The 20,583-nt window shown below is 70.5% G+C and carries 18 protein-coding genes; 7 read left to right on the forward strand and 11 right to left on the reverse strand.

Annotated elements, in window-relative coordinates:
• The first annotated feature begins 2 nt into the window (after positions 1–2).
• Together OG205_RS07980 and OG205_RS07985 are read left to right on the forward strand one after the other, a co-directional pair.
• Positions 3–680: a hypothetical protein gene (locus tag OG205_RS07980; protein ID WP_330275603.1), complete on the forward strand. Its 678-nt coding sequence runs from the start codon at positions 3–5 to the stop codon at positions 678–680.
• Between the two features lie 138 nt (positions 681–818).
• The gene (locus tag OG205_RS07985) at positions 819–1,934 is read left to right on the forward strand and encodes a glycosyltransferase (protein WP_330275604.1); all 1,116 of its coding nucleotides are present in this window, start codon (positions 819–821) and stop codon (positions 1,932–1,934) included.
• On the opposite strand, the gene OG205_RS07990 is transcribed toward OG205_RS07985, so the two are convergent.
• The 6 genes from OG205_RS07990 to OG205_RS08015 are packed head-to-tail and all read right to left on the reverse strand — an operon-like array spanning position 1,909 to position 9,958.
• On the reverse strand, positions 1,909–3,183 hold the full coding sequence (locus OG205_RS07990) for a cation:proton antiporter (protein ID WP_330275605.1): 1,275 nt from the start codon (positions 3,181–3,183) through the stop codon (positions 1,909–1,911). The two genes, OG205_RS07985 and OG205_RS07990, sit on opposite strands and share 26 nt — an antisense overlap.
• 15 nt (positions 3,184–3,198) lie before the next feature.
• On the reverse strand, positions 3,199–4,494 hold the full coding sequence (locus OG205_RS07995; protein WP_330275606.1) for a cytochrome P450: 1,296 nt from the start codon (positions 4,492–4,494) through the stop codon (positions 3,199–3,201).
• Positions 4,488–5,495: an alpha-hydroxy acid oxidase gene (locus OG205_RS08000; RefSeq protein ID WP_330275607.1), complete on the reverse strand. Its 1,008-nt coding sequence runs from the start codon at positions 5,493–5,495 to the stop codon at positions 4,488–4,490. The genes OG205_RS07995 and OG205_RS08000 overlap by 7 nt, the downstream gene beginning before the upstream one ends.
• The gene (locus OG205_RS08005; protein WP_330275608.1) at positions 5,492–7,036 is read right to left on the reverse strand and encodes an NAD(P)-binding domain-containing protein; all 1,545 of its coding nucleotides are present in this window, start codon (positions 7,034–7,036) and stop codon (positions 5,492–5,494) included. Before OG205_RS08005 ends, OG205_RS08000 begins: the two co-directional genes overlap by 4 nt.
• 11 nt (positions 7,037–7,047) lie before the next feature.
• Positions 7,048–8,427, reverse strand: coding sequence for a class I adenylate-forming enzyme family protein (locus OG205_RS08010; RefSeq protein ID WP_330275609.1), 1,380 nt, complete (start codon positions 8,425–8,427; stop codon positions 7,048–7,050).
• Positions 8,414–9,958 carry an NAD(P)-binding domain-containing protein gene (locus OG205_RS08015; protein ID WP_330275610.1) on the reverse strand — a complete coding sequence of 515 codons (1,545 nt, stop codon included), beginning with the start codon at positions 9,956–9,958 and terminating at the stop codon, positions 8,414–8,416. The genes OG205_RS08010 and OG205_RS08015 overlap by 14 nt, the downstream gene beginning before the upstream one ends.
• A gap of 63 nt (positions 9,959–10,021) precedes the next feature.
• Here OG205_RS08015 and OG205_RS08020 point away from each other — a divergent pair, with 63 nt between their 5' ends.
• Complete coding sequence (locus OG205_RS08020) at positions 10,022–11,518, forward strand: aromatic amino acid ammonia-lyase (RefSeq protein WP_330275611.1); 1,497 nt, start codon at positions 10,022–10,024, stop codon at positions 11,516–11,518.
• Positions 11,519–11,745: 227 nt separating this feature from the next.
• Here OG205_RS08020 and OG205_RS08025 read toward each other — a convergent pair whose 3' ends face one another.
• From OG205_RS08025 to OG205_RS08045, 5 genes are all read right to left on the reverse strand, one after another.
• Positions 11,746–12,987 carry a sensor histidine kinase gene (locus OG205_RS08025; protein WP_330275612.1) on the reverse strand — a complete coding sequence of 414 codons (1,242 nt, stop codon included), beginning with the start codon at positions 12,985–12,987 and terminating at the stop codon, positions 11,746–11,748.
• On the reverse strand, positions 12,984–13,673 hold the full coding sequence (locus tag OG205_RS08030; RefSeq protein WP_330275613.1) for a response regulator transcription factor: 690 nt from the start codon (positions 13,671–13,673) through the stop codon (positions 12,984–12,986). The genes OG205_RS08025 and OG205_RS08030 overlap by 4 nt, the downstream gene beginning before the upstream one ends.
• 146 nt (positions 13,674–13,819) lie before the next feature.
• The gene (locus OG205_RS08035; protein WP_330275614.1) at positions 13,820–14,689 is read right to left on the reverse strand and encodes a glycoside hydrolase family 20 zincin-like fold domain-containing protein; all 870 of its coding nucleotides are present in this window, start codon (positions 14,687–14,689) and stop codon (positions 13,820–13,822) included.
• Positions 14,646–16,343: a sensor histidine kinase gene (locus OG205_RS08040; RefSeq protein ID WP_330275615.1), complete on the reverse strand. Its 1,698-nt coding sequence runs from the start codon at positions 16,341–16,343 to the stop codon at positions 14,646–14,648. Before OG205_RS08040 ends, OG205_RS08035 begins: the two co-directional genes overlap by 44 nt.
• On the reverse strand, positions 16,333–17,028 hold the full coding sequence (locus OG205_RS08045) for a response regulator transcription factor (protein WP_330275616.1): 696 nt from the start codon (positions 17,026–17,028) through the stop codon (positions 16,333–16,335). Before OG205_RS08045 ends, OG205_RS08040 begins: the two co-directional genes overlap by 11 nt.
• An 80-nt stretch (positions 17,029–17,108) precedes the next feature.
• Here OG205_RS08045 and OG205_RS08050 point away from each other — a divergent pair, with 80 nt between their 5' ends.
• Genes OG205_RS08050 through OG205_RS08065 form a run of 4 tightly spaced genes read left to right on the forward strand, consistent with a single transcriptional unit; the run spans position 17,109 to position 20,567 of the window.
• Positions 17,109–18,143, forward strand: coding sequence for a peptidoglycan-binding protein (locus tag OG205_RS08050; RefSeq protein ID WP_330275617.1), 1,035 nt, complete (start codon positions 17,109–17,111; stop codon positions 18,141–18,143).
• On the forward strand, positions 18,140–18,844 hold the full coding sequence (locus OG205_RS08055) for an ABC transporter ATP-binding protein (protein WP_330275618.1): 705 nt from the start codon (positions 18,140–18,142) through the stop codon (positions 18,842–18,844). The genes OG205_RS08050 and OG205_RS08055 overlap by 4 nt, the downstream gene beginning before the upstream one ends.
• Positions 18,844–20,013, forward strand: coding sequence for an ABC transporter permease (locus tag OG205_RS08060; protein ID WP_330275619.1), 1,170 nt, complete (start codon positions 18,844–18,846; stop codon positions 20,011–20,013). The genes OG205_RS08055 and OG205_RS08060 overlap by 1 nt, the downstream gene beginning before the upstream one ends.
• Before the next feature lie 17 nt (positions 20,014–20,030).
• Entirely contained in the window at positions 20,031–20,567 is a 537-nt protein-coding gene (locus OG205_RS08065) for a hypothetical protein (RefSeq protein WP_330275620.1), read from the forward strand.
• Positions 20,568–20,583 lie beyond the last annotated feature (16 nt).

Genomic DNA, 20,583 nt, shown 5'->3' on the forward strand with positions numbered 1-20,583 from the left:
TGATGCGCTGGTTCTTGGTGACGTGTGCGATCGTGCTGGCCGGCTGCGGGGTGGACGCTCCGGCGTTGCCGGACGGGCTTGCGCTCCAGGCGAGGCAACTGGTCGGCATGCCCAGCCCCCGGCCCGCGGAGCTGCCGGAGTTCAGCCTCTACGGCGACGGCACGGTGATCCGGCCGGGCCCGGCGGCAGGCGCGTTGCAGACCGCCGAGACGGTCCACATAGGACACGAGAGGTCGGTGGACTTCTACGAGGACGCCCACGACGCAGGACTCGACCGGGACCAGGACATCCGCAACGACTCGGTGATCGACGGGTACACGCAGGTGTTCGTGCTGAACTCCGGCGGTCACCGGTTCGTCACCAGGGCCGCGAACCCGGAGGGCGAACTGGCCGCGTTCCACTCGACGCTGCACGTGGACGGCACGGCGACGCCCTACCGGCCGACGAAGATCGCCGCCGTGGCGTGGGCGCACAGCTCGTCGCAGGACGCACGCCCGTGGCCGTTCGCGGCGCCGGAAACGAAGGTCGACGCCGGTACTTGCGTGGTGCTGGACGCCGCACAGGTGGAGGGGTTCGCGCGCGACGTGGCGAAGGGGACGCGGTTCCGCGTCGGTGCGTCGTCGTTCATCGTCGTGTTCCGGCCGTTGCTGCCAGGCGAGTCCGGGTGCGGAGACGTCTAGGGCGTGACCACGACACGACGTGATGAACATCTCTATAGCTTCAGTGTAAACTGAAGTCAGGCCGCCGCGGCGAACCAGGACGAGGTGAACGCCCTCTGCAAGAACTGCCAACACTGAAAGATCACTAGGCTTGACGGAGTGCGCATCCTGTTCTCGTGCCGTCCCGCCTACGGCCATCTGTTTCCGCTGGTCCCGCTGGCCCGCGCGGCGCAGCAGGCCGGGCACGAGGTCGTGTTCGCGATCGGCCCGGGCTTCGTGGAGAAGGCGCGTGAGCTGGGTTTCGAGGCGCACGCGTCGGGCATCTCGATCGGGGAGGCCGAGACCGAGGCCCGCAGGCGGCACGGCGACGCGGAGGTGCCGCGGCTGCTGATCACGATGTTCGCGGACGTGCTGCCACGGGCGACCGTCAAGGATCTCGGCGGACTCCTGCCGCGGATCAAGCCGGATCTGGTGGTCTACGAGCAGAGCGACACCGGTGCCGCGAAGGCCGCTCTCGACGCCGGGATCCCGTTCGTCTCGCACGTGATCGGCCGGTCCATGCCGCCCGCGATCCAGCAGATGGCGGCGGGGGAGATGGCGTGGATGTGGGACGGCGCCGCGCCCGCCGACCTGATGATGGGGGACGTCGCGATCGACCTGTGGCCGGACACCGTCCGCGATCCGGTCGTCGCGGCGCTGCCCACGGTGCTGCGGCAGCGGCCGACGGCGTTCGACCTCGACGTGCCGATGCCGGAGATCGTCACGACGAAACCGTTGGTGTACCTGACGCTCGGCACGGTGTCGTTCAGTGCGACGGCCGTGCTGCGGCAGGCGATCGACGGCCTGGCCCGGCTGCCGGTCACCGTTCTGGTGGCGGTCGGGCCCGGCGATCCCGCGCTGCTGGGCGACGTGCCGGCGAACGTGCGCGTCGCCGGGTTCGTGCCGCAGGCGAAGGTGCTCCAGCAGGCTGATCTCGTGGTGCACCACGGCGGAACGGGCACGGTCCTCGGCGCGCTGGCGGCCGGTTTGCCGCAACTGGTGCTGCCGCAGGGCGCTGATCAGTTCGTGAACGCCGACGTGCTCGCCGAGACCGGTGCGGGGGCGAAGCTCGTGGGCGAGGAGATCACCGCAGACGCGATCACCGCCGCGGCGGGCCATCTGCTCGATGACCCGGCCGCGCGGGAGATCGCCGAGACCACGGCGGCCGAGATCGCGGACATGCCGGCCCCGGCCGCCGTGGTCGCGCGGCTCACCGAACTGGTGCGGGGGTCTTGACGTCGGCCTGTGCCTCCAGGTGGTCGGGCAGGGACGCGCGGTAGATCGGCATGGCCGCGGCGGTGGTGACGATCGCGACGGCGACGAGGATCGCGAACATCTCGGGTGTCACCAGGTCGTAGGCCAGGCCGATGTTGATGAAGATCAGGATCATCAGGCCTCGGGCGTTCATCAGGCCGCCCACCGCGGAGGCGTAGCGCCACGAGTAGCCCTGGGCACGCACCACGAGCCCGCAGCCCAGGTACTTGCCGGCGAACGCGGCCAGCATGATCACCGCGAGCGGGAACCAGAGCGCGCCACCGGAGCCGAAGCCGTCCAGCCGGGTGTTGAGGCCGCTGAACGCGAAGAACACCGGCAGCAGCAGGATCGAGTTCAGGTCGGAGAGCTTGGTCTCGAGTTCGTGGCGCACGACCTTGGAGTTGGGCATCGCGAGGCCGGTGATGAATCCGCCGAACACCGAGAACACGCCGATGAGGTCGGTGTACCAGCCCGCCAGCAGCACGATCAGCAGGATCACGGCCACCATGTCGCGGCTGAGCTTGCCGTCGCGTTCGGCGCGTTCCCCGAGCTTGGCGAGCCACTTGCGGCCCAGCGTGAGCATGAGGCCCGCGAAGATCGCCGCGCCCAGGATCGTGCGCAGCGCGCCGGACGGGCTGCCGGACGTGCCGACCGCGATGATCAGCGCGAGGAAGCCCCACGCCACCGCGTCGTCGATCGCGGCGGCGACCAGGGTGAGACCGCCGATCGGGGTGTTCGCGATGCCGCGTTCCTGCAGGATTCTGGCGAGCATGGGGAAGGCGGTGATCGACAGGGCGCCGCCGATGAACAGCATGAACACCCAGAGCTGCGTTCCCTCGGGGCTCAGCGTGTCGAAGAAGAGCAACGCCGCGCCCGCGCCGAGCAGGAACGTGGGCACGATGCCGGAGATGGCGAGGATCGATGCCTTGCGCGCGTTGGCACCCGTGGTGAGGCCGTGGTCCAAAGAGGACCCGACGAGGAACATGTAGAACGTGAGCCCGATCGTGCTGAGCACGTACAGGGTGCTCTTGACGTCGGCGGGGAAGATCTGGGCCTGCACGCCGGGCGCGACGGCGCCGAACAGCGCGGGGCCCAGCAGTACGCCGGCGACCATCTCGCCGACGACCCTGGGTTGTTTGATCAGCATGGCGAGCCGCCCGCACAGCGTGGTCGCGGCGAGCACGAGCGCCAGCGCGCCGAAGACCTGCAACGCGAAGTGGATCTGGTTCACCGGGATCTCCTGTGGTCAGTGCCGGACCGGGCAACCCTGCGTGTCGTGCGTGTCGAAATAACGCCCGGCCGGCCGGAGCCGGTGGGCGTGCAGCACCATCGCGGTGCCGAGCACGAGCTGGACGACGCTGCGCCAGACGTCCTCCCAGCGGTCGCGCACCCGCATCAGGACCAGGCGCCGTCGTGGCACCTGGCCGTCGCGGACGAGCAGGCACGGCCCTCGGCTGGGCAACGACCGCGTGTGCGTCACCGAGGAGTGCAGCGAGACGCGGCGCAGCACTTCCCGAGCTGCTGCGCGCATCGCGATGGGGGAGAGCCGCCAGGCCGGGCAGGGGCGGTTGGCGGCGATGCCGAACGGGATGTGGTGCTCGTTGCGTGCCGCGGTGTTCTCCCAACGGCCGGGGTCGAACTCCTGCGGGTTCTCGTAGCCGGTGGCGTGGTAGGCGGGGTAGTTGAAGCACAGCACCGAACCCGCCGGGAACGACGTGTGCTCGTCCAGTTCGATGTCCGCGGTCGTGATGCGGTGGGCGATGCCGAACAACGGGTAGAGGCGGAAGGTCTCGTCCAGCACGTGGGCGAAGTACCTGTCGTCGTCGATTCGGCGCGCCGCTTCGGGATGCTGTGCCAGCGCGAGGAGCAGGTGCGCCATCGCCTCGGCCATCTGCACGACGGCGGTGTTGAAGTAGGTGCCCTGCAGGTAGTGCACCTGTTCGGACTCGGACAACGTCTCGGGCAGCGGATGCCGGACGTCCGCGAGCCGCACCTTGAGGTAGCGGGTGAGGCGGTCGCGGCGAGCGGGGTGGCGCAAGCTGATGCACTTCAACGAGTTCACGACGTCGGTGGCGTGTCCGACGATCAGGTCACGCGCGAGCCGGGGACACGGTTCGGCGAACACCAGCTCGTAGAAGTACTCGGCCCACACCGGCATCATCAGGTCGCGCAACCGCACGGCGGTGACGCGGCCGCGGAGCACCTCGTCCAGCACCTTCGCCGTGCAGCGCGTCGCCGTCGCCGACAGCGCGTTGCTCGGGCCGGCGAGGAAGGTGCGGGTCGCGCGGGCCACGTCGTCGTAGCGCGGTCCGGCCTCCAGGTGCTCCTGGTGCACCTCGGGGCCGGGGGAGAGCCAGTACCAGAACAGGTCCGACAGCCCGGCGCCCCGGCTGCGGCCGTTCGCGGCGGGATGGCTGTAGAGCTCCTGGAAGCGGTCGGGGCCGACCTGGGCGTTCGGGAACGTGATGGCGTTGTCCCCGTTGACCTTCTCGAACACCTTGGCGCGCAACGCGACCACCCGTGCGGGCAACCAGTTCAGCATCCGGCCACCCCTCGGACCACGACCATGTCCCGGGTCAGTTCGCCACCGCACAGCGCCAGGACGTGCAGGAACTCGTCGCGCAGCACGTCGAGCACCCGCCGCACGCCCTGTTCGCCGTCCGCCGCGAGCCCCCACAGCACGGGCCTGCCGATCCCGGCCGCCGACGCGCCCAGTGCCAGTGCCAGCGCGATGTCCCCTCCGCCCCGGACACCGCCGTCGAGCACGACCGGCACCCGCCCGGCCACCGCCTCGACGACGGCGGGCAACGCGTCGAGCGCCGCCGGCACGAGGTCGAGCTGACGGCCGCCGTGGTTGGACACGACGATCCCCGCCACCCCGTGCTCCAACGCGATCACAGCGTCCTTCGGGTGCAGAACCCCCTTGACCCACAACGGAAGCGCGGTCATCTCCCGAATCCGGTCGACGTGCCTCCACGAGATCGCCGTCGACATCTCGATGTTCCGCAGAGCCTCTCCTGCCAGATCACGCATGTTCTCGGCCGTCAGCCCGGCGGGCAGGTCGTGGAAGCCGTGCGCGATGTCGCGCCGATGCCGTCCGAACACGGGGGAGTCGACCGTCACGACCAGCGCCGCGCACCCCGCCCGTTCCGCCCGCCGCACCAGCTCTTCCGTGACGTCCATGTCCGGCTGGACGTACAGCTGGAACCAGACCGGTCCGGTCGCGGCCGCCACGACGTCGGCGATCGGCACGGTCGAGGCCATGCTCGACACCAGCGTCGTCCCGGACAGCGCCCGTGCCGTCGCCAGTTCGCCGTCGGGATGGGCGAGCCGGTGGAACGCGGTCGGCGAGATCATCAGCGGGCAAACGGTGCTGATCTCCTTGCCCCGCAACACCCTGGGCAGCAGGGCGAGGCGCCCGAACGCGGCCTCGTTCTCCGCGAGCACGACCTCGTCCCCGACCCCGCCCGCGAAGAAGTCGTAGTGGACGGGGTCGAGCACCGCGCGTGCCTTGTCGTGCAGTTCCGCGAGCACCGGGTTCACCGCAGGTACTCCCGCAACGGTGCCTTGTGGACGGTCTCGCTGTCCCACTCGTTCTCGAGGTTCTCGGTGATGTGGTGCTCGTCGAGCAGTTCGCCGGAGCGGAACCGCCGCACGACCGGGTGCAGGTAGCGGCCGTCGAGCCCGCTGGTGTCGTCCTGGGAGTTGCGGCCGGCCGTGATGTCGAACGGGTTGATCTTGTCGTGGTCCGCGCCGTACTCCAGCGTGACCGTCAGGTACGACTCGACCTCGCCGAACTCCCCGCGTTCCACCGCTTCGTGCAGGTGCGCGACCGGTACCTCCTCGACGTACCGGACCGTGCCGTCACGCAACGTCAGCACCGCGTCCGCCATGAACGCGAACAGCTGCCACAGCGCGGAGGTCCGGTTGACCCGCTCGATGATCGCCTCGGTGACGTCCTCGGGAGCGATGGAACGGCTGGGCCAGTCCACGCCGTGGTAGCGCTGTTCGACGATCCGGTGCAGCGCGCGCACGCCGTAGCGGAAGCCGTGGATGAACCCGCTGGTCGACTTCTTGAAGTCCCTGGCCTGGGTGATCGTGCCCGCGAAGAACAGGTCCGGCACGTTCACCGACTCCCACGCCGCCGTCTGGTCCGGGAACCGCGACTTGATCGTGAGCTGCGGCCGGCACTCCGGCGCGAAGATCGAGGCGTCGAACCGGAACCCGGTCGCGAGGATCACCCGGTCGTAGCGGATCTCCTTGATCACCTCGTTGACCCGCTGGAAGCTGACCTTCACCAGGTAGTCGTCGCCGTCGCGGCGGATGCCCGCGATGTGCCCGTCCAGCACGGCGTTCTGCGACTTGAGCTGGTAGGTGTCGAGGAAGTTGTTGTTGACGGCCCGCAGGTGGCCGACGAAGTGCGTCTGCCACGCCAGCTTCAGCGAGCCGGGCCCGGCGACGTGGATCACCGAGGCGGTCTCGACCAGCGCGTCGGCGGTCTCGAACGCGGAGTTGCCACGCCCGATGATCAGCACCTTCTTGTTCACGAAGTCCTGTGGCTCAACGGAGACGTCGTAGTAGTGCTCGGCGTGCTCCACGCCGTCGATGTCCGGCACGTACTGCTGCGAGACACCGGTCGCGACGATGATCCGCTTCGCCCGGTAGGTGACGCCGTGCTGGTCGCGCACCACGAAGTCGTCCGGCCGATTCACCGACACGGCCCTGGTGTCGTAGCGGACGGGCAGGTCGTTCTTGACCGCGAAGTCCCCGAGATAGCGGACCATGTCGTCGGCGTTGGGGAAGTAGCGCGGGGTGTAGCCGGTGAACAGCAGCGCCGGATCGTCGGACAGCAACGAGTTCCAGTCGACGCGCAGGTTCAGCTCCGGGTCGTCCCAGCCCGTGTAGACCTTGTTGATGGAGATCAGCTGCCGGTGCCGGGGGAAACGGGTGAAGAACGTCCCCGCCGCCTCACCGGCCTCCAGCACCAGGTGCTCGCGTCCGGCCTGTTTGAGCAGGTAGGACGCCTGCAGGCCCGCCGGACCGGCGCCGATCACGAGATACTCGGTCGAAACCTCGCTGGACACGACGTTCTCCTTCACGCGGAGTTGATCTTTTTGGCTAACTGACGCTTGTCGGGCTTGCCGCTGGGAGCGACAGGGGGTTCGGTGATGGCGGTGACGCGCACAGGGGCGCAGGCCGTGCCCAGTCGTTGGGTCACGAGCTCGCGCAGTTCGTCGAGTTCGGGAACGCGATCGGCCTTGGGGACCACGAAGGCGTGCACGGCCTCGCCGGTCTCGTCGTCCGGCACCGCGACGACGTAGGCCTCGGCGACGTCCGGATGCAGGGCGATCACCTGCTCGATCGGGCCGATGTAGTGCAGGTTCGCGTTGATGATCACGACGTCGCGGACCCGGCCGGTCAGGCGCAGGTAGCCGAAGGCGTCGAACCGGCCGAGGTCGCGTGTGCGGACCCAGCCGTCCACGAACACCTCGGCGGACTCCCCGGCGTTGCCCCAGTAGCCGCAGGCCTGTCCCGGCGTGCGGACGAAGAGCTCGCCGTCGCGGATCTCCACGTCCACCGGCGGTTTTCCCACCGTGCCGGGAGGATCGGCCGGCGTGGCCATCGAGATCATGCCGGTCTCGGTCTGGCCGTAGCCGTGGAAGAGCACCGGCCCCAGCGTGTCCAGGGCGTCGCGATGCCGTTCGGGCGTCAGGGGAGAGCCCGACACCAGCAGTGCTTTCAACGTCGACAGGTCGGCGGGCTCGCGTTTCTGCGCGGCGACGAGCTTGGCCAGTCCTGGCACGGTGATCACGCGCGCGGTGGCCTTCAGACGGGTGATCGCGTCGGCCGGGTCGCCGGCGACGACGATCGTGCCTCCCGCGGTCAGGGTCAGCACCGCGTACTCGAACATCACCTGGCTCGACAGCGATCCGAACACGAGGTAGCGGTCGAGTCTCGTCGCCAGTTCCCGGACCGCGGGAGGCCAGGCGTCGGGCCGGGCGGTCCAGGCGTTGGTCATCGACGCGTAGGTCTGCGCGCACGCCTTGGGCGCGCCGGTGCTGCCGCTGGTGTGGATCAGCCGCGCGATGTCGTCTGGCCTGCCCTCGCACCGCAGGGGTTCGGCGGGATGCCCGGTGAGATCGTCGGTGTCGCGCACGACCAGCTTGATGTCCAGGCCGAGCAGGTGCTCGACCTGGGCCTCGGTCAGACCTGGCCGCACGCCGACGACCCGCGCGCCGACCACGTGGCCCGCGAGGATCGTCGCGAAGGCCTCCGGGTGCACGCCCTGCACGAGCGCGAGCCCGTCACCGGGCCCGATCCCGCCGGCGCGCAACCCGGTCGCGATCCGGGCGATCAGGTCGAGCATCTCGGAACCGGTCACCACGCGGGTGCCGTGCTCGAACACCGGCCGGTCCGCGGCGGCGCCGAGCACGTCGAGCACGGCGCGCGGGAACGGCTCGTCACGCGCCGGCAAGGCATTCCTTCACGAACACCACCAGCGGCTGCTGGTGCACCTCCGGCATGTCCCAGTGGTTCTCGAGGTTCTCGGCCAGGTGGTGGGTCGCGGCGAGCACGCCGTGCCGGTAGTAGCGGACCACCGGGTGCAGGTAGCTCGCGTCGGCCGCGTTGACGGGGTCGTTCTCGGCGACGCGCGGGATGGTGATGTCGAACGGGTCCACGGTGTCGTGGTCGGGCCCGTACTCGAGCGTCGCGACGAACCGGTGCTCGGCCGGTCCCAGGCCGCCGTCCGCCACGTACGCGACCGGCACCTCCTCGGCGTACCGCGCGGTGGTGTCGTCGACCGTGACGACGTCGCCCATGACCGCGAACTGCTGCCACAGACAGGAAGACGTGTTCACCCTGGCGATGACCGCGTCGCTGATGGCCTCCGGCGAGAGCTCCAGGTCCGTGCCCTGCCAGGGGGTGCCGTGGTTGCGGGCGCTCAGGACGCGGTGCAGCGCGCGGGCGCCGTACCGGAAACCGTGGATGAACCCGCTGGTCGACTTCTTGAAGTCACGCGACTGCGTGATCGTGCCCGCGAAGTACAGGCCGGGCACGGTCGTCGACTCGAACGCCGAGGTCAGCTGCGGGAACCGGTCCTTGATGATCAGCGCGGGCCGGCAGTCGTCGGCGAAGACCGAGGCGTCGAACCGGAACCCGGTGCACGCGATGATCCGGTCGTACTCCAGTTCCCGCACTTTCTCGACCGTGCGCGCGTACCGGAACTGGATCCGGAAACCGCCTTCCGGCCTGGGCTCGATGCGTTCGATGGAGCCGTCGATGACCGCGTTCTCGCTCTTGAGCTGGTAGGTGTCGAGGAAGTTGTTGTTCACCGCCCGCAGGTGTCCGACGTAGTGCGTCTGCCACGCGAGTTTCACCGAGTGCGGCCCGGCGACGTGGATGACGGCCGCGGTCTCGACCAGCGCGTCGGCGGTCTCGAAGCCCGAGTTGCCCTTGCCGATCACGAGCACCCGCTGGTCGGTGAACGACTCGGGGTCCGTGTCGAAGGTGTCGTAGCGCTCGGCGTGCTCGATGCCGGGGATCGGCGGCACGTGCAGCTGGGAGACCCCGGTGGCCATCACGAGGTTCTTCGCGTGCCACGTCTGTCCACTGTGGTCGGCGACGGTGAAACCGTTGTCGTCGCGGGAGATGCGCGTGACATCGATGTCGTAGTGCACGTTGAGCCCGGCGGCGCAGTCCTGGAAGTAGCGGACGATGTCGTCGGCGTCCGGGAAGTACCGGGGCGTGTAGCGGGTGAACAGCAGCTCGGGGTCGTCGAGCAGCAGCGAGTTCCAGTCCATCCGCATCCGCTGCTCCGGGTCGGTGAACCCGGTGTGGACCTTGTTGATGGAGATGAGCTTGCGGTGCCGCGGGTACCGGGTGAAGAACGTGCCGGCCCCGCTGCCGCGTTCGAGGACCGCGTAGTCGCGACCGTCCCGCTCGAGCAGTGCGGCGAGCTGCAAACCGGCCGGTCCCGCGCCGATGATCAGGTAGTCGTGAGCCATGGACGGGGAAGCTACCCACGCGATCTCAGAACTTTCTGAGATCGGCTGCCTACCGTCCGTGCGGTGACCACGATCGCTTCAGACACGTCCGTGGACCTGGGTTCGCCCCTGACTCCAGCGCACCTGCTGCGCTCGTCCGCGCCACTGGACGTGCTCGCCGGAACCGACGTCCGCGACCGGGTGGACCGCGGCCGCGCCTACCTGCGCACGGTGCTGGCCGACGACGAACGCCCGGTGTACGGCGCCAAGACCGGCTTCGGCGCCCTGGTGGGCTTCGCGGGCCGGTCCTCGGAGGCCGACCAGTGCGACAACACCCTCGCACACCTGGGCGCGGGCCAAGGCCCCGACCTGCCCCTGGACATCGCCAGGGCCGCGCTGCTCGTGCGGACCTGGTCGCTGGCCCAGGGCCTGTCGGGGGTGTCCGCACACGTCGTCTCGGGTCTGTCGGAGATGTTCGCGACGACGTTCGTCCCGGCCATCCCGCGCTACGGCTCCGTCGGCGCCAGCGGAGACCTCATCCCGCTCGCCTACGCCGCCCAGGCTCTCCGCGGCCGTGGCCACGCCTACCTGGACGGCGTGCGTCTGCCCGCCGCCGAAGCACTGGCCTCAGCGGGCCTGACGGCGTTGGAACTGGACGGCCGCGACGCGCTGGCTCTCGTGAACGGCACCTCCGTCACCACCGCCGCCCTGGCACTGGCCCAGACGTCGGTCCGCTCGTCGCACCGGGCCCTGGCCGACCTGACCTGTCTGCTGGTGGACGTTCTCGGCGCCGATCCGGGCTTCACCGACCCGCGCCTGATCTCCGCCTTCGGCCACACCGGCGCGGTGACGGTGGCGTCGTGGATGCGCTCCATGCTGGACGGCACCACACCCACGGGTCTGCGCGCGTTGCAGGAGCCGTACAGCATCCGCTGCTCACCCCAACTCCTCGGCGCCGCCGAGGATGCCCTGCGCTACGTGGACGGCGTCGTGTCGGCGGACCTGGGCGGCGTCAGCGACAACCCGCTGTTCTTCCCCGGCGACGACCTGGTGGCCCACGGCGGCAACTTCTTCGGCCAGCCCGCCGCCTTCGCCGCCGACGTCCTGGCCATGGTCACCGCATCCCTGGGCAACCTGGCCGAACGCCAGCTCGACCTCCTCGTCGACCCGGCCCGCAACACCGGCCTCCCGCCGATGCTCGCCGCCGGACCCGGCCAGCAGCACGGACTGCAGGGCGTCCAGCTGGCCACGACCGCGTTCATCGCCGAGATCCGGCGCGGAGTCCTGCCCGCCAGCACCCAGAGCCTGCCCACCAACCTCCACAACCAGGACGTGGTCCCGTTCGGCACCCAAGCCGCCCTGCGCGCCTACGACCTCGCGGAGTTGTTGCGGTTGCTGTGCGGCTCGCTGGCGTTGGGGCTGCGCCAAGCCGTGCACGTGGGAGGACGCCGCCCGACCGCGCCTCGGTGCGCCGCCCTGCTGGACGCCCTGGCGTCGGCCATCGAGCCGGTGGACCCGGACCGCCCGCTGGACGTCGACGTCCGGGTCGCGGCGGAGGTGGTGGTCGCCGGCCAGTGGTGAGGGGGCGCGGACGGTGGTGACGCCCGGCCGGGGTGGTGGCTCCCGCCAGCCGACAGTGGGCGGGAGCCACGGCCACGCCACCAGCCACATCGCTGGCTGCCCCCTCGCCACCAGCCACACCGCTGGCTGCCCCCTCGCCACCAGCCACACCGCTGGCTGCCCCCTCGCCCCCAGCTGCCCCCAGCTGCCCCCTCGCCGCTACGCGGCCCTTCTCTGGGAGCGCTCTCTCACGGGCGGGCGCTGGTGATCCGTTCCCGCACCGCCACCCTCTCCACCGCCGGAATCCGCAGCGTGAACCGGGCCCCCGTCCCAGGCCGCCCCACCGCCTCCACCGTCCCGCCGTGCCCGGTCACGATCTCCCGCACCAGCGACAGTCCCAGCCCGAACCGCCCCTCACCGACCCCTCGGTGGAACCGGTCGAACAACCGGGACGCCTCACCGGGTTCGAACCCCTCACCGTTGTCCTCCACCACCAGCTCCACCTGCCCGGCGACCACCCCCACGCGCACCGCGATCCGCCCGCCTTCCGGCGTGTGCCGGACGGCGTTGGCCAGCAGTTCGTCGACGGCCCGCCGCAGCCCGGTCTCGATCCCGCTGACCACCACCGGATGCCCGGGATGGTCCAGCGACAGGGTGATCCGCCGTTCGGCGGCCCGTTCGGTCTCGCCCACCACCGCGGCCTCCGCGACGTCGGCCAGGTCGATCGGTCTGCCGTCGAGCCGCTGGTGGAGCTGCGCGGACGCCAGCAGGTCGTCCACCACGTCGGCGAGGCCGCGGATCGACCTGGCCAGCGCGTCGAGGTTGGTGCGCTGGTCGTCTGGCAGATCGGCGGCGGCCGCGAGCAGTTGGGCGCGCAGGTAGGCGCGGGCGATCGGGGTGCGCAGTTCGTGGCTCGCGTCGGTGACGAACCGGCGTTGCCTCGCCAGCGCCTCCGCCCACGGGCCCACGGTGCGGCGGCTGACGCCCAGGCCGATCAGCGCCGCCACCAGCAGGCCGGCCACCAGGGCGATCGCCAGTGCCTGCACCAGGTGCGAGCGGTCGGAGAGCTGGTAGCGCAGGTCGAACACCGACTGCACCGTGGTGCCGTTCGCGCCGGGAGAGGTGAGCACCATGTACTCGGTGTCGTTGGCGATCACGTCACGGGAGACGGACGTGCCGGACGCGTGCACGGCATCGATGTCAGAGCGCAACGGGAATCCGCCCGGCACTTCCAGCGGACCGAGGTGCAGCACGCCGTCCTCCAGCACGAACACCCACGCGCATCGGGGAGCGACGCCCGGCACGCCGTACTGGGCGTTGTAGCGGAGTTCGCGCGACACCTGGGTTTCCTGCGCGTGCGCCATCACGACGTACGCGATCACGCCGACGAACGCGATCATCAGCGTGATCGCCAGGCCCACCAGCACGCTGACCCGCAGCCGCGCGTGCCGGACCTCCGTGCGTTCCGTCTCGGCCCACGACGACCTCACAGTGCCCCCAACCGGTAGCCGATGCCCTGAACCGTCTGCACGACCGAACGTCCTACCTTCGAACGCAGGTAGTGCACGTAGGTGTCCACAATGGACTGGGAGGGTGCGTCGCAGAACACCGTGCGCCGCAACGCCGCCCGCGTGTGCACGGTCTCGGGATGCGTGGCGAGCACCCGCAGCAGCGCGAACTCCCTGGTGGTGAGCGGTACTTTCTCGCCGTCGGGCAGCACGACCTGGTGTTGTTCGAGCTCCAGGCGGCCGGCGCCGATGCGCAGCACCGCGGCCAGTTCCGCGGCCCGCCGGCACAGCGCCCGCAGTCGCGCGGTCAGCTCGCGCAGGTCGAACGGCTTGGCCAGGTAGTCATCGGCGCCAGCGTCGAGGCCGTCGATCCGGTCGTGCACCGAACCCATCGCGGTGAGCATCAGCGCCTGCGTCCGCACGGACCGGGAACGCAACCGGGACAACAGGTCCAGGCCGTCGAGCACCGGCAGGGCGCGGTCGATCACCACCACGTCGTAGGGCCGGGTGAGCGCGAGATGCAGTCCGCGCTGCCCGTCGAACGCGACGTCGACGTCATACCCCTCGCCGCGCAGGACCGCGGCGAGCAGTTCCACCAGTTCCCGGTCGTCGTCGATGAGCAGAAGCCGGAACGGATGGATCGGCCGGAACTTCGAAGAGGCCCGCACAGCGACCACGATCGCACGTGATCACAGCGCGGAACCAGGTGATCGTGGTGCGACAACAGCGAATGGACATGTTCACCGCTGATCAAAGATAAACATGTGAACCGCGGGCCTCACCTGACCTGCGGTCACACCACCACTGTGAACGGCTACCAGGCAGGCGCCACGGCGGAGGTCGTGCGCAGACCGCCGACCCAGCCCGCCGTCGCGACGGCACGCAGTCCGTCGTCGCCTTCGGCGAGTTTGCCGTGCGGGCCGAGAACGTCCGTGCTGCCGTCGTGCCAGCGCACCGGCAGTTTCCCGTGGCGTTCCAGCAAACCGGCGAACTTGGTCGTCAGCTTGGCGGTACCGATGTGCACCCAGCGGCTCGGGAACAGCTCCAGCAACTCGATCGTCGCCGGACTCAGTTCCGGTACGACGATGATGCCGTGATCGCGGCCGTACTCGACGAGCTCGCGCAGCGCGTCCGGATCACCGTCGGGGAAGACGTGCAGGACGTTGAGCTTGTAGGCGGCCATCCGGTCGATGGCCTTGCGCATCTCGGCCGGCGGCAGCAGCGCGCTCGACACACCGCGCCACGCGAACGCGGGGGAGTCGCGCAGATCGGCCGCGCGGACCGTCGCGTCCCGCGTCATCAGCTGCCGGAACGACTGCACGCCGTGCCGCAGCCCTGCCTGGGTGCCCGCGCGCAGCATCACCGCGTCGTTGCTGACCAGCAGCGCGTACCCCTCCGGGCCGAGCCCGCGCATCGCCGGGTCGTGCGACACCATCAGCATGCCGTCTGGCGACTCCGCCAGCAGGTAGCCGGTCTCCCGGAAGATGTGCTCGCGCAGCATCGCGGCCGCGGTGCGCGCCTGCCCGGTCACCCGGACGGTCACGTCTTCGGTCAGTACGAACGAGCCCGTGCGACGGGGCGCGCTCGTGGGCATGGGAACAATCACCGGTTTCCTCTCCAGCGAACTAACGCTGGGTGTATCAGCTGAGTTCCGGCAAACGGACGCGGAACGTGGTTCCGACACCTGTCGTGCTGGTCACATCGACCGTACCGCCGTGCGCCTCGGCGAGCTTGCGGACGATCGCGAGGCCCAGCCCGCTGCCGCCCGTGGTGCGGCTGCGCGACTTGTCCGCGCGCCAGAACCGGTCGAACACGTGCGGCAGATCGTCCTCGGAGATGCCCGAACCGGTGTCGGTCACCGTGAACACGACCCCGCCGTCCCCTGCCGCGGCCTCGACCGTCACCGAGCCGCCGGCGGGCACGTAGCGCAGCGCGTTCGCGACGAGGTTGTCGAGGATCTGCCGCAACCGCAGGGCGTCGGCCCGCACGGTGAGCGAGGGGTCCGCGGACACCGCCAGCGTGACGCCGGCCTGCGTGGCACGAACGTCGTGCGCAGCTTGGACCTGTTCCAACGCGCTCGCGACGTTCACCCGTTCGAGCGTCAGGCGCAGCGAGCCCGCGTCGGCCACGGCGAGATCCTGCAGGTCGTCCACGACGTGCTGCAGGACCAGCGCCTCCTTGAGCAGCAACCTGATCAGCGCCGGATCGAGGTCACTCACCCCGTCCTCGGCCGCCTCCAACCAGCCCCGGATGTTGCTCAACGGCGTCCGCAGTTCATGCGCGACGTCGCTGACCATCGCCTTGCGCGCCTGCTCGACCTGCGCCCTGGTCGCGGCCATCGTGTTGAACGCCCTGGTCAGCCCCGCGATCTCGTCCTGCCCGCGCACGGGCACCGGCGGGATCTCGCTCCCACCGGACATGTGCTGGGCGGCCGCGGTCAACGCCCGCAACGGCCGGGTGATCCGCGCCCCCGCGAACGCCGCCACCCCGATCGCCGCCAGCAGCACCGCCGCCGCGGCCCCCACGACCTGCCAGCCGTTGCCCGACAACGAGATCGCGGTGGTCGGCGTGCCCGTGGGGTTCGTCAGGTACAGCAGGACCGGCGCCGCCACGTACGGCGTGAGCTGCTCTTTGCGGGAGGCGGCCACGCAGGCGGCGACGGCGGGCTCGTCCGGCGGCGGCGCACCCGTGGACTGCTTGACCGCCGGAGTGAAGTCGGGATCGAGTTCCACCGGCGGCAGCGACCGGCGCGCCAGGCAGGCGTCGACCAGGTCCTCCAGCTCCAGCAACGCGGAGAAGTCGGCCGCGGTGTCGAACGGCAGGTCGCGCTCCCGGCAGTCCAGGCGCGCCTGTTCCTTCTTGACCAGCCGCAGGCAGAACAGCGAGCCCGTGGGGTCCTCGCGGTCGCGGAAGTCGATCGGCGTGCGGAACGGCCCGAGCACGCGCTTGTCGATCCGGTCCGCGGGCGCGCCCGGCACCAGCACCGGGTCGACCGCCAGCGGATCCACCACGGCCGCCGCCCTGGCCGGCAGCTCACCGCCGTCCCCGCCGCGATCCGCGACCGTGCGGCCGTCCTTGGTGACCAGCACGAGCCGCCGGCCGGGGTGCTCGGTCATCAGCGAGTCGACGTAACCGTCCACTTCGGACCAGTCGCGGTGCTCGGCCGCGTAGGCGAGCAACGTCGTGTAGATCCTGTTGTCGGAAGCGAGCTCACGGCCCTGCTCACGAGCTATCGACGCCTGGGTCAGCTGCGTCGCCAGCCACGCCGTCGCGGCGATCGAACAGACCGCGATCAGCACCACGACCACGAGCAGCCGTGTGAAGACGCTACGGCGCATCGGCGCGTCCGGCCGTGAGCTTGTAGCCGATGCCGTAGACGGTGACGAGGTGAGCGGGCAGGCGCGGGTCGGTCTCGATCTTGCGGCGCAGGTTCTTCACGTGCGTGTCGACCGTGCGCGTGGTCAGGAAGCTGTCGATGCCGTGCATCCGCTCCAGCAACTGCTCGCGGCTGAACACCCTGTCCACTTCGGACGCCAGCACCTCCAGCAACCCGAACTCGCCCGGCGTGCACTCGACCAGCCCGCCGCGCACCCGCACCTCGTGCCGCAGCTGGTCGACCACGATCGGCCCGACCTCCAGCACCGGCTCCGGCTTGTTCGCGGGCACCCGGCGCAGCAACGTCCGCACCCGCGCCACCAGTTCGCGTGGGCTGAACGGCTTGGTCATGTAGTCGTCCGCGCCGATCCCGAGCCCGTGCAGCAGATCGTCCTCAGTGGACCGCGCGGTCAGCATCAGGACCAGCACGTCCGAACCGGCCCGCAACGCCCGGCACACGTCCAGCCCGCCGAGTCCCGGCAGCATCAGGTCGAGCACCACCAGCGCGGGCTTTTGATCACGGGCCACGTCGAGCGCGTCCCGTCCGTCGTGGACGACGAGCACGCGATGATGGTCCTGCTCCAGGTACCGGCGCACCAGCTCGGCCTGGTTCTCGTCGTCCTCCGCGACCAGGATGAGAGCGCTCACCCGGCCGATCATAGGGACGCCCTCACGGCGATCACCGGTTCCACACAGGATCCTCACAAGTGCCTCCGAGGATCCACGGCATGCGCAGGACAGTCATCGCGGCCACAGCGCTCGTCGTGGTCGTCGTCGCCGTGGTGCTGGTGGTGCGTGCCCGGCCACCCGAGCCCGCGGCGGCCCCTCCACCAGCGGTGAAGACCACGACCGTGCGAAAGGGAGACCTCACGAACACCCGCACGCTCCAGGCCCAGCTCGGCTTCGGCACCGCCCGCCCGGTCAAGGGCGCTGCGGGCACCGTCACGAAGCTCCCGGCCACCGGCCAGACCACCGAACTGGGCAAGGAGCTCTACCGCGTCGACGACCAGCCCGTCGTCGTGTTCTTCGGCGCCACCCCGTTGTTCCGCGCCCTGGACACCCCCGGCGTCAAAGGCTCGGACGTGGCCGTGGTGATGGACAACCTTGCCGCCCTCGGTTACTCGGTCGGCACCCGTCCCAAGGACGCCACGAAGGCCGAGCTCACCCCGCGCGTGGTCGAAACCCTGAAGAAGTGGCAGAAGGCGCTCGGCGCCGAGCAGACCGGCGTCCTGGCCCCCGGCCGCGTGCTCGTCCTGGACCGCCCGATGCGCGTCGGCACCGTGAAGGCCCAGCTCGGTGAGCCCGCCACGGAGGAACTCTTCGAACTCACGCCCACGACGCGCCTGGTCTCGTTGCAGGTGGCGGTCTCCGAGGCGGGCGTGCTGAAGGCGGACCTGCCGGTCACGATCGTGCGCCCGGACAACCGGGCCGTCCCCGCCAAGGTCACCTCGGTGACGCAGGTGGCCGCCCCCGCCGACAACGGTGGCGGCCCGAAAGCCGACGTCGTGGTCACCCCCGACAACCCGGCGGACGTCGAGGACCTGGACACCGCCCCCGTCCGCCTCACGGTCACGACCGAGAGCCGCACCGGCGTGCTGACCGTCCCGCTGGCGGCCCTGGTGGCGCTGAAGGAGGGCGGCTACGCGATCCAGCTGCCCTCCGGCGGTTTGAAGGCCGTCCAAACCGGCCTCTACTCGCAGGACGAGGTCGAGATCTCCGGCGACGGCGTCACCGACGGCCTGGAAGTGGTGACCGCCCAATGACCCCCGTCCTCGCCCTGCGCTCGGTGACCAAGCGCTATCCGGGCGGTGTCACGGCCCTCGACGACGTGTCGCTGCAGGTCGACGCGGGTGAGCTGCTCGCGATCGTGGGCCCGTCCGGCTCCGGCAAGTCCACGCTGCTGCACCTCGTCGGCACCCTGGACCTGCCCTCGTCCGGCACCGTCGAGATCGACGGCCAGGACGTCTCCCGCCTCCCGGACCGCCGCCTGTCCGCACTGCGCGGCAGCCGGCTGGGGTTCGTGTTCCAGCAGTTCCACCTCTCCGACGGCTTGACCGCCACGGAGAACGTGGCCACCGGCCTGCTCTACGCGGGCGTGCGCCGCAAGGACCGCCGCCCGCTCGCGGTGGAGGCGCTGAACCGCGTCGGCCTCGGCCACCGCACCGACCACCGGCCGTCCGAACTCTCCGGCGGCGAACGCCAGCGCGTCGCCATCGCCCGCGCCGTCGTGAACAACCCGGCCCTGGTGCTGGCCGACGAGCCGACCGGGGCCCTGGACACCGCGAACGGGCTCGCGGTGCTGGAGTTGCTGCGGGACCTGAACCGGCAGGGGACGACCATCGCGCTGATCACGCACGACCGGGACATCGCCGCCTCGTTGCCACGTCGGGTGGAATTGCGGGACGGGCGGATCATCGCGGACACGGGAGACCGGGCCACCGTTCAGTTTTCGAGGGTCGAGTGATGAGCCGTCTCACTCCCGTCGACCTCCTGGCGCTCGGCTCGCTCGGCATGCGCACCCGCCGCCTGCGAGCCGCCCTGTCCGCACTCGGCATCGCCCTGGGCATCGCCACCGTCGTGGTCGTCACCGGCATTCCGGCCTCCAGCCAGCAGGCCCTGCTCGACGAACTGACCGCCCTCGGCACCAACCTCCTGCGCGCCCAGCCCGCCCCACGTCAGGACGACCCGGTGCTGTTCCCGGAGTACTCGGTGGCGATGGTCCGGCGCATCGGCCCGGTCACGGCCGCCGCGGCCGTCGCCAACACCCACACCCGAGTCCGCCGCAACGACCTGCTCGACCCCGGCCACAGCTCCGACATCACGGTGCTCGCCGCCACGCCGAACCTCCTGGACACCGTGAACGGCCACGTCCAAAGCGGAGACTTCCTGCCAAGCCCGGACTTCCCGAGCGTCGTGCTCGGCAACGTCGCCGCCCACCGGCTCGGCATCCCGGACGTGGGCGAACACCCCGCGGTGTTCGTGGGGGAGAAGTGGTTCACGGTGACAGGAGTCCTGGGCCCCATGCCGCTCGCACCCGACATCGAACGCTCGGTGCTGGTCGGCTGGGACGCCGCCCGCACGCAACTGGGGTTCGACGGCCACCCCACCGTCGTCTACGTCAAGGCCCGCGAGGAGTCCATTGAGGACGTTCGCGCGATCCTGCCGGCCACGCTCCACGGCGAGATCCCCGGCCTGGTGCAGGTGAGCCGCCCGTCCGACGCGCTGGCGGCCAAACGTGCCACCCAGAACTCCTACAGCGCGTTGTTCCTGGGGCTCGCGGGCGTCGCGCTGCTGGTCGGCGGCGTCGGCGTGGCGAACACGATGGTGATCTCCGTGCTCGAACGCCGCAGCGAGATCGGCCTGCGCCGTGCGCTCGGCGCCACCCGCGGCCACATCCGCGCGCAGTTCCTCACCGAAGCCGTCCTGCTCTCCGGCCTGGGAGGACTGGCGGGCACCGCCTTGGGAGCGCTCGGGGTCGCGGGCTACGCGACCCTGCACCGCTGGCCGCTCGTCATCCCCCTCGAAGTCCTGGCCTCCGGTGTGCTCGCCGCGTTCGTCGTGGGCGCCGCCGCCGGCCTCTACCCCTCCATCCGCGCCGCCCGGCTCACCCCGACGCAGGCGCTCGCCGCGTGACGAAAGGAAACCCCGCGATGAAGAAGGCCACCCTGGCCCTGCTGCTGTTGCTGGCCGCGTGCGCAAAGCCCGAGGCCCAGCCCCAGGTCGCCTCGATCTCGACGCCGCCCAGCAGTGCGGCCCCGTCGTCGGCCGCGCAGGAGCAACGGCCCCGTGAACGCCTCGACATGACCCCGGAGGACTTCGAAGCGCTGAATGCCCCGTACGACCAGTGCCTGGCGGGCCTCGGCCTGGACAAGAAGGGACGTGCGGCCGAGGGGAGCGGCCGCACGGAACCCACGAAGGAGGAGCTCGACAAGGCGCTGCAGACGTGCGAGCCGAAGTCGCCGCTGCCCCCGTGGGAGAAGGACACCTCCAACCCGGAGGCCGTCGACTTCGCCAACCGCGTCGTGCAGTGCCTGCGCGGCAAGGGAGTCCGCTACGTCGAGGTGCACAACGAACCGGGCTCGGAGATCATCAGCTACGCGCTCGGCGGCCCGAACAACGACGCCGCGTCGATCTCACTCGGCCTGGAGCACGCCAAGGAGTGCGAGATCGCCTCGTCCAAGAAGTGACACGAGGGGGCTGGCA

Origin of the sequence: Lentzea sp. NBC_00516 (genome assembly GCF_036346835.1) — a bacterium.
Taxonomy (GTDB): Bacteria; Actinomycetota; Actinomycetes; order Mycobacteriales; family Pseudonocardiaceae; genus Lentzea; species Lentzea sokolovensis.

What these genes read in the sequence shown, in the direction of transcription:
- OG205_RS07980 (WP_330275603.1), top strand. Translation starts at nt 3, where the DNA reads ATGCGCTGGTTCTTGGTGACGTGTGCGATCGTGCTGGCCGGCTGCGGG.
- OG205_RS07995 (WP_330275606.1), bottom strand. Translation starts at nt 4,494, where the DNA reads ATGCTGAACTGGTTGCCCGCACGGGTGGTCGCGTTGCGCGCCAAGGTG.
- OG205_RS08015 (WP_330275610.1), bottom strand. Translation starts at nt 9,958, where the DNA reads ATGGCTCACGACTACCTGATCATCGGCGCGGGACCGGCCGGTTTGCAG.
- OG205_RS08040 (WP_330275615.1), bottom strand. Translation starts at nt 16,343, where the DNA reads ATGCGCCGTAGCGTCTTCACACGGCTGCTCGTGGTCGTGGTGCTGATC.
- OG205_RS08050 (WP_330275617.1), top strand. Translation starts at nt 17,109, where the DNA reads ATGCGCAGGACAGTCATCGCGGCCACAGCGCTCGTCGTGGTCGTCGTC.
- OG205_RS08055 (WP_330275618.1), top strand. Translation starts at nt 18,140, where the DNA reads ATGACCCCCGTCCTCGCCCTGCGCTCGGTGACCAAGCGCTATCCGGGC.
- OG205_RS08060 (WP_330275619.1), top strand. Translation starts at nt 18,844, where the DNA reads ATGAGCCGTCTCACTCCCGTCGACCTCCTGGCGCTCGGCTCGCTCGGC.
- OG205_RS08065 (WP_330275620.1), top strand. Translation starts at nt 20,031, where the DNA reads ATGAAGAAGGCCACCCTGGCCCTGCTGCTGTTGCTGGCCGCGTGCGCA.